This window comes from uncultured Campylobacter sp. (genome assembly GCF_938041645.1).
Taxonomy (GTDB): Bacteria; Campylobacterota; Campylobacteria; order Campylobacterales; family Campylobacteraceae; genus Campylobacter_B.
This window is the reverse complement of record NZ_CALIST010000053.1, coordinates 1-14,334: the sequence shown is the minus strand read 5'-3', so window position 1 is coordinate 14,334 and position 14,334 is coordinate 1. Positions and strand designations below refer to the sequence as shown.

The window sequence follows — 14,334 nt, the reverse complement described above, 5'->3', positions numbered from 1 at the left end:
CGGGGGAGGGGCGGCAAGCGGGTTTTTCAGGGGTGCACCGCTCCGTTTTCGGGACAGATTGCGGATTTTTGGCGCTGAAGTCTGGGAGGATTGAGGCAAAATTGGCTTAAGGTTCGGGGCAGAGTTTGGGGTCAAATTTCGTGAAAACACGTATTTTTGAAAAGAATTATTTTCAATAGTTAATTTTATGGATTGCCCTAAAATAGGCATTTGAAAGGGCTGTGAAAATTAAGTTTAAGTTTCAAGCGGCAAAAATGACGCGAATTTGTCCGTTTTCGCTTAAGGAAAGTGTGAAAATTTAGGCGCGAGCCGTTTAAGTTTCGCGCGTAATTTCGGCTCGGTCTTGATAACTATTTGCTTAAATCCTATGCACCTGCCCTGTGATTATATCATAAACTATTGCAGGCGCGCTGCTGTGGGGCTTTGATAGTGCTCGCCTGCTCTCTTGACGGGGGGGCTATGACCCCACTCGGAATTTTTCCGCCGAATACTGACGGTGTAGAGAAAAATTTCAAAATTTAGACTTTTTGTCCCGCGAAAGATACGAGCACATTTTATTATCTGCTTAAAATTTAAGCCCGCATTTTTTGTCCCACGATCTGCAAAACGAGCGTAAGCATTAGGGCTTTGCGCCTGCGGGAGTGGTGTCCGCCCGCATTTGTCTTGCCAGCGCGAATTCACGCCCATGCCTCGGCGCCCTCGTAGTCCTCGTCCTCATAGTCTGGCTCATCAAATTCTCGCCCCACGATATATTGTTGTAAATACGCGAGCGCATCCATCAGATCATCCTCTTTGCTCTCGACTTCGCTATCGAAGCTGAGGAGTTGCGCCTCTAGCTCAGTGCTTGAGTCTATGCTTGCGTTGTGATAAATTTGCCCCGTGCGATAATATGGCTCTAGGTTTGATATGCGGGTATTTTTTGCCTTTCCGCCGTGGCTAAGTTGATCAATGGGTAGGTGCACTCCCGTCATTTTTTGTATGATGTCAATCGTATAGAAAAAATCGTTTTGCATTCCGGCTTTTTCGATTCCTATCCTGGTGCAGCCGAATATTTGAAAAATCCGTATGATCTCGACGCTCTTTTCAAACGGCGTCCAGTGCCCGGCGCTGATGTCTATTATGAATATGCGATTTCTGTTATCGACAGCCGAAGTTATCATTGCTGTTTGGTCGCGGCCGTTTGCGCTTGCCAGATCGATCGTTGTAAAAATTTGACATTTTGCAAGCTCTATTTTTTCGCCGCCTAGCGTTAAATTTATGGCCTTTCTAATTTGCAGCGTTCGTATATTTACGCCGTCTGTAATATTTAGGGCTTCCGGTTCTGCGCTGATGTCGTATTCTACGCGCTCGAAGTAGCGGAAATACTCGCGTTTGAAAATCGCTCTTTGTGGATCGATCGCCGCGCACATATATTCTTGGTAAAATTCATTTGCAAGCCCTTTTGAAACGAGTTGATTTTGTATTGCTTTTATGCGCGATAAAGGGAAACGAGACGGCCAGGCGCTCGCGCCGTTTTCTATGATGGGAATTTTTATATGTCGCCATCCTTGTTTGCTGGTTTCTTCTATATTCTCATTGTTCACGATATTGTTTAAGATGCTATCCTCGTGCAGGATTGTGCCCAATACCACCACCTTGCCGCGAGTTGGGTGCACGGCGGGCAGTAGATCCGCATAAAACCAGCCTCGAAGCTTTTGACGGCTCGCCTTGTTTCCGACCGGGAATTGCCCGTCTTTACTTTCCAAATCATCGACGATGATAAGCGTCGGGCGCATGTTGTCAATATTAGCGCCGCGCGGATCCTGCCCGGAGCTGAGCGATACTACGTGACAGGTTCGCTCCATATCGTTTCCGTTTCGGTCTTTTTTGCCGCGATTAACGACAACCTCTATACGGTCTTTGTTCCAAATCTTACCGCGCTCTATCGCGTAACCTTTGGCGGCTGCTTTATCAATCGAATTTTTGATTGCTTCGACAAATAGCTTTGCTTTCGTATCGTTTGCAGAAGCTATCATAATGAAAGGCTCTGCATAAAAATACAGCCTGCTGACGACGTAAATTTTATTGAGTAGCGTAGTTTTTGCACTACCGCGAAATATAACTACGGCTTTGTGTTGATCTGCGCCATCGATAAATTTCAAAACGTCCAGGTGAAATTTCGGCGTTTTGTTCTCAAAAATTTCCGGTTCTATATCTTTTGCAAATTTTAAGTAAAGCTCTGGAGGAATTTTCATTAGCTATCCTTTCGTTTGGTTTCGTGCAATTTCGGTATAATTGATTTTTTCATAAAATTTATAAATCTCGCCAGATACTTGCTAAAATTTTTGTATAAAAAAGTGTATAACTAAAATTTATATATTGCCTATTTTTGGCGATATACGCACTAAAGTCAAACCCCCTGTGGGTCACCATTGCTTCTTTTTATATCGATTTACATCAATGTATAACCCTTTACAGAGCTTCGACCTTAAGGCATTTTGAAGCTATTTTCAATTTATATTAATTTATATCGATTTATAATTATTGCTGTAAAAAATGTATAACTTTCTGTATAACAAGGGTATAAAATGGCTAAAATTTTAACCGCGACGCAAGTAAAGAAATTAAAATTTGAAGGTAGCGGCAAGCTCAAGGCGTATTCTATCGATAGCACGTGCGCGCTGTATCTCGTGTGTTTCGCAAACGGCAGCAGATACTATAAGCTACGCACAAAAAGAGGCTACACGACGCTAGGAAGTTTCGATGATATAAGCCTTGCTGAAGCTAGAGAAAAAGCGATGAACTTGCGTAAATCCGGCGCGAGCGACGAGCTACAAAAGCAGAAGCTAAAAGATGTTTTCTATGCGTGGCTGGATATTAAAATTCCGCCCGAGGATAACGAGAAAATAAGGCAATCCCGCCGTAAAATGATAAATCGCGTAAATAAACATCTGCTGCAACCTCTAGGTAATATGCCGATAGATGAGATCGGCACAAAGGAAGTGATCGCAGCAACCAAGGGCGTGAATTTTGCAAGTGCTAAAAAGATAATACCGATCCTACGCGACGTGCTTAAATTTGCCCGCGCCCAAAACGTAGCGGGCGACATATCGTTTATCTACGAGATTGTCAGTGATATGGGCGAAATTTATCCGAAGAGGAAAGTAGAGCATAGAAAAGCCGTGACGGATCCAAAGCGGCTAAAAGAGATTATAGAGGCGGTCAGAGACGCCCTTATAGAGCCGACGATTAAAAACCTCTTTTTTTTCAATCTGATTATGGCGCAACGTCCGCATCAAATCAGGGAGCTTTGTTGGGATAGAATAGACGGGGATTTCGTGTATTTCAAAGAGACCGACAATAAAACGGGAGTAAATGCGCGCTTGCCGCTTCCGAGGCAGGCAAAGCAAATTTTAGAGTGCCAAAAAGAAGTAAGCGCGGAGGGGATAGTTTTCAAATCGAGCACCTATTCCGTGCGTAGCGGCTGGTCTATCTCGGACGGCACGCTATTAAAAACTCTAAAACGCTTGGGTATAGCCGATCTGCACGCGCACGGCTTTCGCTCGATGTTTGCTACCTTTGCTATTCGGGCAACCGACGGCGAGCGGGCGATGTTTGAAAAACGTATAATTGATGAAGTGCTGCTACATACGCCCGGTAATGAAGTGGATAAAGCGTATTTTAGGGACTTCAACTCGCGGGAGCATTTACGGGTGTTGCAGTGGTGGGCGGATTATTTAGAGGGGCTAGCACCCCTCTTTTAGCTTCTTGATATCCTCGTTGAGCCAATCAAGGGGATAGCGAATTTCGCCGTTAAAAATTATGAAGCGCGGGGTAAACTCCCATTTACCCTTATTTTTTGGCATTCGCATTTGAGCCAAAATATTGCTGTTTTGCGAATATCCCAGCATAACCGACGCCTCTTTTTGCGTCAGTAGTCTTTGATTTTCGGTAATCATTTCTTTTCCTCCGCCAAAGCTTCATCTAACTTTTTATCTAATAGTTTCAATGCTTTTTCTAAAGTATCGCTACCTTGCAATTTTTCTATCCCTATCTGCCCCACTTTTGCGCTAGCGGCGATATAAAGGGTGTTTTTGGACGGGTATAGAAAAGCAAAAATCACAACAGCTATTGATATTTTAATGATGCACCTCGCGGCTTTTACCATTCGCGCGCTCGTGTCGTCGTTAAATTGAACGCCGCCAAACCACAACATTATGCCTGCTAAAAGGATACAAAGGCTACCCAACAATAGCGGCTCCATCTTGCCGGACAGATCCGCTAAATACATCAATAATAAAATCGTATTCATTTTTCGATCCTTTTTAAAATTTCCTTTAGTTGTTCTAAATTTAGCTCAAACAGACGTTTATGGATTTTTTCTACCAGCGCGCCTTTTTCATTATGCTTCTGCGCGAAATCGTCGATTTTTTGCAAAAGCTCGCGCTCTTTTTCTCGGGCGGGGCTACTCATCGTCTTTTCTCCAATCTCGCCTCTATCTTGTCGGCATCAAATTTATAGTATGCCATTGATAGAAAGATTGCGACCCCTAAGACAAATGCAAAATACGGCGTGAATATGGCGATCACCATAGGCGGTAGTTTATTCTCGCGCTTTTTTCGAAGCCCGTTTGGGAACAGAGCTCTCACTATAAGAACAAGTATCGTAAACGCATAACAGTTGAGTGTTATGCCCCAAAATATGAAATCTAGCATTTTATTCTCCTTTCAATCCGCTAAAGAAATTTAAAACATCGTCTGCTATATACCAGCACCAAATCGATATGCCGATAATAAGAAGCGCGGTCGTTATGGCAAAGGCTGGCGCCAAGATTTTTCTATATTTTTCGGGTAATATATATTCCCCGCGAAAGCCATCCCATTTTGAAAAATAGTCCTTAATAATCATCCACACAGAAAGCCATGCATATAATGCTGGCGATATAATCATACCCCACGCTATAATATAAACCAATACAAACATCTCAATCTCCTATCTGCTCGTAAATCGGCATATTGCGCTCATCAAATTCACCCGTCCACATACGTATCTTGTAGTTTTCCATCGGCATCGGCAAAGATAGCTTCGGGTCGCACGCCTCGCCATAACCCGATATTATCGTGATGGTTCTTTGGGCGAAATTTATTTTCCAAGGCTCTACCTTTTCGCCAGTTCGCTTATCAACGATTATCATCTCTTTTGGTTTTATTGTAGAGGTCATTTCTGCTCCTTTAGATTTTGCGGTAGTCTAAATCCGAGCGCATAAAGAGGTATAGCCGTTTCTCTTTCGTTGGGGCCGAGCACTTCTTTGCTAAGGTCGCTTTTTGTGTATCTAGCGTTTGTCATTTCCCACTCGCTAGATACGTTTTGGTATTCCCAATACCAAAGGATGTCATCGGCTTTGACGTAAAATAGATCTATTCTTTCTAGTGGACCGAATATTGCTCCTCCGCCTTTGCATAAATTTTTTATCCCATACTCTTTTGCCTCCACTGAAGAAATGCGGCAAATATCTCGAAAAGTAAGTGGCAAACCCTCATCTGCTAGACGGACGAGCACGTCGCCGACTTTAAATTTCGGCTGTTTCTCTTTGGGCTTAATACGGAGCTTAAAATTTTCCCAAATCCAAAATGGCCATTTTACTTCCCTCCAGCTCTCTCCCTCGTTTTCTTTCATTTCTATATCTTCGCCCGCTTCATAAGCTTGCAGAACCTCGATCATTTCTTTTGTCGTCATTTTGTATCCTTTCTCTTTGTGATTTGGTTACCCACTATGCGTAAATCTTTTTCTTCATTTAACTCATTAAAGCACTCTTTACACAAGTGATCATATTCATCCAAACCTGTGTATTCCTTGACGTCTTTTCCAAATTCGTAAATTTTGACGTCATTCTCGCTGCGTGCGCCGCAGCTATCGCATACATATATGACACTCATTTTGTATCCTTTAAAATTTCGGGGTTCTCGTAGATGTTGCCGATGACTTCGCGACTGAGCGCGTCGTGAAACAAAAAGAATATCTCTCTTTCACACTCGATCAGGAACGCAGCGTCACCTGCCCAGTATCTGACCGCGCCTATTCTTTTGCTATCGTCAAGTCTTGAAATGAATTTGACGACGTCGCCCTCATAAATTTCGCGCCCGTTTTTATCTTCCATTCCCGTATATTGCATAATATTAAAGGGTCTTTGTTCCGGAGTTCCGGGGAAAATTTCCCAAGCCGGTAAGTGAAAAATATCGCCCCAATTAAGCATTTTATTATTTAGAACATCCCACGCTCTAAACTCAATCTCTCTCATTGTCCTCTCCTTTATATAATTTTTCTATGATTTGCTTTGCCTTTTCGACCTTTTCTGCCTGCCCCTTTTCGTGATAAAGCCGAAAGGTAATATCGTCTAAAAATAGATTGCTATAGTCCATCGTTTTGGAGCATTTAAATTTCCCGTTTGCCGAAAAGAAAAATCCCCTGCTGTCAAGGAAATTTCTATGCGAGCTGCTGAACGGAAAATCATCTCGTATCTGCTCCGCTGCGGCTTTAAAAAATTCATTTTCCGCCCTCTCCTTTTGCCTTTTGATGTCCTTAATCTCTTTATTGAGAATCTCTAATTTTTCTTTGTAGCTCATCGGTTTTATCTCCCCATTCTTTCTTCCACTCTAAATCTTTATTTTTTTGCCTAAGATATTCTTCATACATCGGTTCTTCAAAATCCGACTTTTTTAAAATTTGCAAAATCACTCTTAAAATTTCGTAAACATCCTTCTCGGGCACATCTTCGTATATTTTAAAAAGTACCTCATGACCGAATGGAATATCGTAGCTCCTTTTTCCTATACTACTAGCAAAAATTCTGATTTGAAATCCTTGCTCAAAATCAACGACGGAAGATACTCGCGATGTCCATCCTATGACGGAAGACGCTCGCGATGTCCATCCTATACCGCCCCTGATGCTGTTTAATCTCTTTATTAAAAGGCTTATACGCCATAGTGCGCTCCTTAATTCGCTGAGGGATATGAAACTCGCTTCTTGTAAAGAAACAGCTCCGGGTCCCATTTCAAACATGTCCATCTCTCTATCCTTTTAAATTTTGATGAAATTTTTCCCTGCGTAGGGCCTCATAGTTGTGGATTTTATACCCTCTCGCGGTTGCGTATTCTATCTCTAACCCTATGCCTTTTGAGCCTGCGATCAAAGATAGATCGCAGGTCTTAGCGCTAGGGATAAAAATCTCTCCGCACGTGTCGATCTGCATAAAGCAAATTTTCATAATCTCGTCGTAGCTTCTATCCGCATATTGCACCGAGTTTGCGAGCACGGGCGAAAAGAGTTCTACGGCTAGCCCCTTGCTGTCAAAAAACTCGTCGGCTTCCTCTAGCGCCCTGATCGCTATGCGTCTTGCTTCGCGCCTGCTAGCCACAGCCGTATATGGCGAGCAAATGTAAATGCGCGGTATATATGTATGGCTACTCATGATTTTTCCTTAAGACTAGCGCTGCGACGCAGGCGGTCGCCGTAAGGACACCTCCTAAAATCACGATGATCCATAATGCAGTTTCTATTTGCATATCTCTCTCCTTAAAATAAATTTTGCGCTAATGCGTATATGGCGATCATCAGGATCGCAAAGCCCGCGCTAACCATCACCTGCTTCAGATGGCTCAATATCGATCGCGTCATCTTCCACCTCCAACGAAATCGCGCTAAATCGCGATAAAATTTCATCAGCACTTACTGCGTCGCGCGGCATAAGCGCCATACGATCCAGCATCTTATCTTTGCGAGTAGTGCTAAGCGTAGCTATAAATTTCATCGTCTCTCTCTCCTCTCTTGAAATGATCTCTCCGTTTCGTTTTTTCTCTAAAATTTCTCGCGCCTCGCTCTCGAAAAACTGATATGAGCTAGCCATAAGCACATCGTTTCTTTCAATATCCACCTTGGTGTTTTCCACGACCGCCTTGAGGCTGGAGTTGCGAAGCATATCTTTTACGGGCTTGTCCCTGCTCATAGCTAGGGTTATCTCGTTTTGTAAGGCCTGCGCCCAGCCAAACTTCTTTTTCCATCTGCCTATTGCACTCATAGAGCTTTTCAGCCCCATATCGTGAAGTTTTTTGGCCAAGGCTCGCTCTGATATAGGAGTAAAGTCGTTCTCTAGGCTCGCGCTTTGGATATAGATGTCGAAAGCTTTTTGCTGTATCTCGTTCATAGCTTCCACTCTCGCGCCCTCTCTTTCGCTTCTATCCTAGCTGTCCCACTATCGCCGAAAAATGCTGACCCGCTCAAAATCCCGTATAGCGGACGTTTGCGGCGCAGCTGTCCCTTTAAGATTGCAAATCGTGGGACAAGAGTTAATAACCTAAAAAACGTTGTTTGCTTCTTTAAGATTTCTTTCTGTCCCATCATTTTCTCTATATAATCGGTAGAAAAAAATTTAAAAATCAAAGGCAGATTAAGTTTAAATTCAGTAATAAAAATATATGAATATATAAGCGAAAATGGTGGGACACTGGGACGACGAGCCCCTAGAGCCGATTTTAGCGCTGCTTTGCTGTCCCGACATCGGATTAAAATAGTGGGACGATAGAGGGACAAAGGCCCGTATCGTGGGACAAATTTACTCTTCATCGCTTCTTGCTCCCCCGATTTGATATTCGCTTAGGGCGCTGATTTCTATAAAACTGCCGTCCACGTTGATTTTGTTAAAGTCCAAATTTTCATTCGCCCGGATTCCGAATACGCAATGAGGCCTATCGCCGCTTAGCCCCGCCAAAGGATATGGCATCCGTCTTCTTCCGCGCGTAACCTTGATATTATTTATCGTGCACTCATCTATAAAATTTGCATAGAAATTTTTCTCTTTCTGCGGGGTGCCGCCCTTGTCCTCGATGTATGTCTTGTAGAGGATATAGAGGTATTTATTCGGCACGAAATAGTTTTCATCGGGGATGACGGCATCTCTTACAAAAGTCCTCATAGGATTGACGTCGTCCCTATACTCCTCAAGCTCGCTTAGCATTCGCTTGGAGCGGGTAAATTTGCCCTGCTTTACGAGCCTCATAAGCCCGGAAAGAGCAAGGTTGAAAATCCCTGCCATCTCGTCGTTAAAGCGGTCGCTAAGCCCTCTAATCTTTTGCCCGTCTTTGATCTCCTTATCGAAGCTGATAAGCACCATTCTGCGAAGCGTTGCGTTATCCACGCCCTGCTTAGGCTTGGCGTTCCCCGAAAAGGCGAGTTTGGGCTTTTCATTCGGCAAAAGATTAAAAGGCTTCTCATTTTTTGGATTTATCATAATACTGTCCTTCGTAGACACAAGAGCCTTTAAATTTGCAAGTTGCCCTTTGTCGGTGCCGTTCTTGTCGATCTCGGTTCCGATATTGATGAGCTTATTGCTAAGTCCGTAAAGCTGGTGTCCCTCAAACTGCTGAAGCTGGAGACTTGAGACGTTGTCTTCGCCAAAAAAATTGCGAATAGTGTCCAGAATAACGCTCTTGCCGTTCGCACCGCTTTTGCCATATAAAAACAGAAAGCTTTCGAATTCGTGGCTCGGCAGAAAACAGTAACCGATAAACTCCATCAGGGTCTTGATATCGTCCTTGTCCGCTAAAATTTGGCGCAGAAATCTATTCCACTTCGGGCAAGCGGCGTTTTTGTCGTATGCAAAATCCAAGATATTTAGCGCGCCGTCGCCCTTTTCGTGGCGCGATTTAAAAGTGATATTCCCGTATTTGGAAATAAAAATCGTGCCATTGGTTAGATTTATAACGCGCCTCTGCTCGTCGCGTTTGAGCGTATCGAGTGGGTGAGCCTTGTTAAGCAAATTTTCAATGATCTTTGTGGAGTTATCCACGCTCTTTTTCTTCACGTCCACGCAAGCCCTCGGCATCCAATACTCTTGCAGGAAGTGATTTAGTACGCGCAGATCGACCCTAGCGTAATGCGTTTTCGTCCAGAAATACAGCTCGCCTTTGTATTGCGCGAAAGGATATCCGAGCTTCTCTACCGAAGCAAGGAAACTCTCCACCATATCCACGATGTGGGTTTGGTGGTAATTCGTAAGCACGGTCTTGTTGATCTGAAGTAGCTTGTCAAACGTCGCGCTATACTTATCCCAATCTTTTTGGGCGATCTCGCCTATGAGCGCGCCATCGAAAAAAGCTCTCTTGATCCTTTCGTAGGTATCGCTATCCGACTTCTTGAGCGCCTTGGCGTTTTTTAGGATAGTATTGATGTAGGGTTCGTCCAACTCGCCTCTGACGGTGAATATATTGACGCAGTTGCCATCCTTGTCGGTTAGCAAGAACTCGCCAAAAATTTCATCAAAATAATGGATTATCTTGCTGCGTCGGAAGGGCGCCAGCTTCTCGCGCAAATTCGGAAAATAATCGCAAATCTCATCGATCACGATATTGGTAGGCTCGAAGCAGCTAAACGCTAGCAGATCAAACATATTGTCATTTGTGATCTTTGAGGTATGGTTGTAGAGCCAATCGCTGATGTCATATTTTTTATTCAGATCTTTTTCGAGCATATAAAATAGCACGATATGGGTGCTTCGCGCTACGGGCTTGATTTCATAATATCTTTTGATCGCGTTTTCATATCCCGCCTCGTCGTGGTCGAACCAGATATAGACGTCCTTGCCGCGCAGCAACTCCAGATACTCGTCCCATCTGCTCCCCGCGCCGCCCAAAGTTAGGGCGTTTACGTTGAAGCTCATCAGATTTAGGGCATCTTTTTCGCCCTCGCAGATGATGACGCGATCGTCCGGGTTATCTAAAAAATATCTAATCGGAAACGGCGCCGCAGCGGCTCCGCTTTCGCCTATCCATTTGCCGCTCATACGCTCGGAGCTTACGGCGCGAGCCTTACTGTCCCAAGCAAATTTTTCTCGGTATTTGATATTTAGCGGCACGCCTCGCTCGTCGCGAATGATGATCGCTATGCTTTGATGCTCGTGCGAATATCCTATCGCGTCCTTGGAGTAGGTCAGAAAGGTAGGAGCTTCGTAGTTTACGAAAATTCCGCGCAGCCCGTTTTCTATGAGCGTCGGTCTTATGGCCTCAAAATTTGAGACAAGCTCCGGCGCGATGGACGCAATGCGAGCTCGCATCCTTTTTTCGGCGGCGGCTCTCTTAGCGGCGTCCGCTTTTGCGCGAGCTTCGTTTTGCTCCTGTAAAAGCTTCGCTCTAGCCTCGATCTGCGCCTTTTGCTCCTCGCTGAGTTCACCCTTTTTGATATTGTGCGGAATGCCGAAGTATTCGCACACAGCAGCGGCGGCATCAAGCGGAGGGATGCTCTCTTTCATCTCCGTAAATCTCACGATATCGCCGCTAGCTCCGCAAGCGAAGCAGTGGAAGAAAGCTCCGCCGCTCTTGCCGTTTGCGACGCCGAGGCTCGGCGTGTCGTGGTCGTGATCGTGAAAAGGGCAGAAGCCGTTAGCCGTGCGGCCCTTAAACTCTATGCCGTATTTTGAGCTTATATAATCCCTAAACTGCTCTTTGTCGATCGTCTCTCTTATCGTTTGAAATATATTATTCTCCATGTTAATATCCCACTTCCGCGAATAGATTGTTTTGCCGTATAAAAATCCCCAGAAGCTTTGCTACGATACGAGCAAAGTCCGGGTTTTTGAACTTGAAATTTCTGAAATAAAAATAAACCGCATTGATGTTTTTGCCGGTGCGGCGCGAGATAAATTTGGCTATCTCTTTTTCGCTATCGGCGCACTCCAAGGCTCTGTAATATAGCTCTGCGACGTCGTCAAAGTGGGGACATTTGTAGTTTTGTCTAACGTAGAGATGCCCGTCTTGTCTATAAAATCTATCGTCGCGCCCGGTCCTTCGGTCGAAATAGGATAGGTTTTGCAAGGCCTTGCGCGGGGTTTCGTAGGTGGCGCAAGCGGACTCCAGAGACATAAACTCTCTCATAGCCCGCCGCCCTCTTTGTAAAGCGCGTAGCCGATAAGCTCTAAAAGGGCAAGGCAAAGCAGGGCTACCGCCCAATCCGCAAAGCCCATCTCAAGCAAAACCTCTAACATCTCCGCCCCCTATAAAATTTTCATATCCTCAGTAAATTCGATCTCATAGATCGGACCGACGCCGCTTTTGAGCCAATCGATATTGACGTGCAAATTTTCTTTAAGCGCATACGCCCATTCAAGCAAGAAGGGGTATTGTCCATCTTTCGCCCGGTTGTAGAGGTGGCGCGAAGTGTGAAGCAGTTCGCAAAACTCGCCGAGCTTTAGGGAGTTATCGAGCCTCACCGCCTCGGCTCTTTGCGCCGGGGTGCTAAGGGTGCTAAGTAGGACATAACGCTTTGACATAGATCATTCCTTGCACAACGAAGCGAGTATTTTTTCGATAGGATCGCGCGGATTTAGTAGGTTGTAAGCTTCGATAAGCTTTGTCTTTATCCCCTCATCCGATACATCCTTTAGATCATCATCGTAAACGCCTAATGCTCGACGCGCTAAAAAGATTTTGCGTTCGGAATCAAGCGCATCGGCGCGAGCATATTTGAGACTCGATTCAAGCCGAGCGATCGCCGATCTAAGCTCTGCAAGCCCCTCTTGCTCTTTCGCTAGCCAATATCTAATAAGATCTATGGGTAATTTTATTTTGCTCGCGGGTTTGCTATCGCGGACTCCGCGGAGGCTATCGCATGAATGCGGCATCTCTCTCTCCTTATTGTCTGAAACGAGCACATCTCGGCGAATGCCGAGGGCTAGTGCTATCTGTGTGATCCTTTTTTCGGGGATATGCCCTCTAGTTTTCCAACCCGTCAATGTCTTATACGGAATCCGCAAAAACTCGCTAAGCTCCGTATCGGTTTTAACGCTGGCAAAGAAGCACGCTTTTGCTAAAATTTGATCCACTTCGCTCATCGCAGATGCCCTTTTTGTAAATTTTCTTTTAACGCCTTTCAAAAATTATGGTATAATTTGCATAACATTTAAAAAAAATCGTAAAGGAATTATACCTCGTTTTTCCTTGAAAGTCAAGGTATTAGTAGGAAATTTCCGCAGAAGGAAAAAATATGAATGAAATAAACGAGATTTTAGGGAGATTGAGATTTCATTTCGGAGTAAAAAATGATACCGAGCTAGCCGAAGTTTTAGGTATTCCTTATAAAACATTAGACGGTTGGAAGACGAGAAAGTCTATACCTACATCAAGGCTACAAGATATAAGTAATAGCGAAAAACTATCCTTGGATTGGATAATGAAAGGCGAGGGGCTAGGGAGCACAAAAGCTCTTAGGAGATGGTGGGACGGCGGCAAACACAACAAAGAGAACGCGGACGTTAAACTCGATGGAAATATACGAGAAGTTAAGGGGGCGGATATCGACCTAGAGGCTATAAGAAGCCAGAGCGGAGAGATCCCGCTAAGATATTTTGAAAACGTTACCGCTAGCGCGGGATACGGTAGCCAAAACAGCGACGAAAGCTTTGAGCCGCTAAGCGTTAGCGCCGAATTTTTAAAGGCGGTATTCGGTATCACGGCGGCTAAATACGGATACGATATGATAAGGATATTCGGCGATAGTATGGAGCCTTTCGTCCAAAACGGCGATATTATATTCGTCGATAGGCAAAAGGAGATAATGAGCGGGGATGTCGTTATAGCGGAGGTCGGCGAGGATACTTTTATAAAAAAGTTTCTGCGCGATAGCGTGCATAAGAGCATCAAACTTACTTCGCTTAGCGATTTTTATCAAGACATCGTGTTAAAAGACGATGAGATCGAGAATTCGAAGCTACTAGGAAAGATCGTCTGCAAATTCTCTATAAATATAAAGGTGTTTTAAAATGAAAAAGATCGCTTTAATTTTATGCGTGATGCTAAATTTCGTCTTTGCAGAATGTAAGTTATACGAGAGCGCAGATAAAATGACCGATGAAAAATTTCATTGGACGAGTTGTGGAGACGAGACTTTTAATATAAACGTTTTTCATATGAAAAAAGAGATACGTCCGCAAAAAACCAATATGTATATCATAATATCCGATAACATAGACGGATTTCTTGTCGAATACACAAGAGGAAACTTTGGCCATCAAATAATAAGGATAAGGATCGATAAAAATCAATTCTTTGATGTAGATGCAGAGATAATGTCCGGATATTACGGGAAAAACACGAGGGCGTCTTTTTTTATAAGCCCAGATCAACAAAAGCAAATAATGGATGGCAAAAAAATATTAGTTCGATATATTACGGGACAAAACGGGGTGAGCACCGAGAGCATAGATATTTCAACTATAAAAACTCCAAAGGAATAAGTTATGCCTGATTACGACGATGGTTACGATGAAAGCTCATATGTAGAGCATGGGAATGTTATAATATATCTTAT

21 protein-coding genes are annotated in these 14,334 nt (G+C 44.1%); 3 read left to right on the top strand and 18 right to left on the bottom strand.

The features are described 5' to 3' along the window. Window positions 1-677: 677 nt before the first annotated feature. Window positions 678-2,234 carry a hypothetical protein gene (locus tag Q0600_RS07665; protein ID WP_298758840.1) on the bottom strand — a complete coding sequence of 519 codons (1,557 nt, stop codon included), beginning with the start codon at window positions 2,232-2,234 and terminating at the stop codon, window positions 678-680. Window positions 2,235-2,567: 333 nt separating this feature from the next. Here Q0600_RS07665 and Q0600_RS07660 point away from each other — a divergent pair, with 333 nt between their 5' ends. After that, window positions 2,568-3,743, top strand: a complete 1,176-nt coding sequence (locus Q0600_RS07660) for an integrase arm-type DNA-binding domain-containing protein (protein ID WP_298758837.1) — start codon at window positions 2,568-2,570, stop codon at window positions 3,741-3,743. Here Q0600_RS07660 and Q0600_RS07655 read toward each other — a convergent pair. The 17 genes from Q0600_RS07655 to Q0600_RS07575 form a co-directional block, all read right to left on the bottom strand. Next, on the bottom strand, window positions 3,726-3,938 hold the full coding sequence (locus Q0600_RS07655; RefSeq protein WP_298758834.1) for a hypothetical protein: 213 nt from the start codon (window positions 3,936-3,938) through the stop codon (window positions 3,726-3,728). The two genes, Q0600_RS07660 and Q0600_RS07655, sit on opposite strands and share 18 nt — an antisense overlap. Further along, complete coding sequence (locus Q0600_RS07650; RefSeq protein ID WP_298758831.1) at window positions 3,935-4,291, bottom strand: hypothetical protein; 357 nt, start codon at window positions 4,289-4,291, stop codon at window positions 3,935-3,937. The genes Q0600_RS07655 and Q0600_RS07650 overlap by 4 nt, the downstream gene beginning before the upstream one ends. Beyond that, window positions 4,288-4,452 carry a hypothetical protein gene (locus Q0600_RS07645; protein WP_298758828.1) on the bottom strand — a complete coding sequence of 55 codons (165 nt, stop codon included), beginning with the start codon at window positions 4,450-4,452 and terminating at the stop codon, window positions 4,288-4,290. Before Q0600_RS07645 ends, Q0600_RS07650 begins: the two co-directional genes overlap by 4 nt. Then, a complete protein-coding gene (locus Q0600_RS07640; protein ID WP_298758826.1) occupies window positions 4,449-4,694 on the bottom strand; it encodes a hypothetical protein in 246 nt (81 codons plus the stop codon). Before Q0600_RS07640 ends, Q0600_RS07645 begins: the two co-directional genes overlap by 4 nt. 1 nt (window position 4,695) lies before the next feature. Next, the gene (locus Q0600_RS07635; RefSeq protein ID WP_298758823.1) at window positions 4,696-4,962 is read right to left on the bottom strand and encodes a hypothetical protein; all 267 of its coding nucleotides are present in this window, start codon (window positions 4,960-4,962) and stop codon (window positions 4,696-4,698) included. A 1-nt stretch (window position 4,963) separates the two neighbouring features. Continuing rightward, a complete protein-coding gene (locus tag Q0600_RS07630) occupies window positions 4,964-5,200 on the bottom strand; it encodes a hypothetical protein (protein WP_298758820.1) in 237 nt (78 codons plus the stop codon). After that, window positions 5,197-5,715: a hypothetical protein gene (locus Q0600_RS07625; protein WP_298758818.1), complete on the bottom strand. Its 519-nt coding sequence runs from the start codon at window positions 5,713-5,715 to the stop codon at window positions 5,197-5,199. The genes Q0600_RS07630 and Q0600_RS07625 overlap by 4 nt, the downstream gene beginning before the upstream one ends. Further along, window positions 5,712-5,915 (bottom strand): hypothetical protein, encoded by a 204-nt coding sequence (locus Q0600_RS07620; protein WP_298758815.1) that lies wholly within the window; start codon window positions 5,913-5,915, stop codon window positions 5,712-5,714. The genes Q0600_RS07625 and Q0600_RS07620 overlap by 4 nt, the downstream gene beginning before the upstream one ends. Continuing rightward, a complete protein-coding gene (locus Q0600_RS07615) occupies window positions 5,912-6,277 on the bottom strand; it encodes a YopX family protein (protein WP_298758813.1) in 366 nt (121 codons plus the stop codon). The genes Q0600_RS07620 and Q0600_RS07615 overlap by 4 nt, the downstream gene beginning before the upstream one ends. Beyond that, complete coding sequence (locus Q0600_RS07610; protein ID WP_298758810.1) at window positions 6,264-6,602, bottom strand: hypothetical protein; 339 nt, start codon at window positions 6,600-6,602, stop codon at window positions 6,264-6,266. The genes Q0600_RS07615 and Q0600_RS07610 overlap by 14 nt, the downstream gene beginning before the upstream one ends. Next, entirely contained in the window at window positions 6,568-7,047 is a 480-nt protein-coding gene (locus tag Q0600_RS07605; RefSeq protein ID WP_298758807.1) for a hypothetical protein, read from the bottom strand. The genes Q0600_RS07610 and Q0600_RS07605 overlap by 35 nt, the downstream gene beginning before the upstream one ends. Window positions 7,048-7,051: 4 nt before the next feature. Beyond that, entirely contained in the window at window positions 7,052-7,450 is a 399-nt protein-coding gene (locus tag Q0600_RS07600) for a DUF4406 domain-containing protein (protein WP_298758804.1), read from the bottom strand. Window positions 7,451-7,612: 162 nt separating this feature from the next. Then, window positions 7,613-8,191, bottom strand: a complete 579-nt coding sequence (locus Q0600_RS07595) for a hypothetical protein (RefSeq protein ID WP_298758802.1) — start codon at window positions 8,189-8,191, stop codon at window positions 7,613-7,615. Between the two features lie 399 nt (window positions 8,192-8,590). Continuing rightward, window positions 8,591-11,518 carry a phage/plasmid primase, P4 family gene (locus Q0600_RS07590; protein ID WP_298758799.1) on the bottom strand — a complete coding sequence of 976 codons (2,928 nt, stop codon included), beginning with the start codon at window positions 11,516-11,518 and terminating at the stop codon, window positions 8,591-8,593. A 1-nt stretch (window position 11,519) separates the two neighbouring features. Beyond that, window positions 11,520-11,903, bottom strand: a complete 384-nt coding sequence (locus Q0600_RS07585; RefSeq protein WP_298758796.1) for a hypothetical protein — start codon at window positions 11,901-11,903, stop codon at window positions 11,520-11,522. A 119-nt stretch (window positions 11,904-12,022) separates the two neighbouring features. Further along, entirely contained in the window at window positions 12,023-12,298 is a 276-nt protein-coding gene (locus Q0600_RS07580; RefSeq protein ID WP_298758793.1) for a hypothetical protein, read from the bottom strand. Between the two features lie 3 nt (window positions 12,299-12,301). Then, on the bottom strand, window positions 12,302-12,859 hold the full coding sequence (locus tag Q0600_RS07575) for a helix-turn-helix domain-containing protein (RefSeq protein WP_298758791.1): 558 nt from the start codon (window positions 12,857-12,859) through the stop codon (window positions 12,302-12,304). Between the two features lie 152 nt (window positions 12,860-13,011). On the opposite strand from Q0600_RS07575, the gene Q0600_RS07570 reads away from it, so the two are divergent. Continuing rightward, window positions 13,012-13,785, top strand: a complete 774-nt coding sequence (locus tag Q0600_RS07570) for a LexA family transcriptional regulator (RefSeq protein ID WP_298758788.1) — start codon at window positions 13,012-13,014, stop codon at window positions 13,783-13,785. 1 nt (window position 13,786) lies between these two features. Continuing rightward, the gene (locus Q0600_RS07565) at window positions 13,787-14,260 is read left to right on the top strand and encodes a hypothetical protein (RefSeq protein ID WP_298758785.1); all 474 of its coding nucleotides are present in this window, start codon (window positions 13,787-13,789) and stop codon (window positions 14,258-14,260) included. Window positions 14,261-14,334 lie beyond the last annotated feature (74 nt).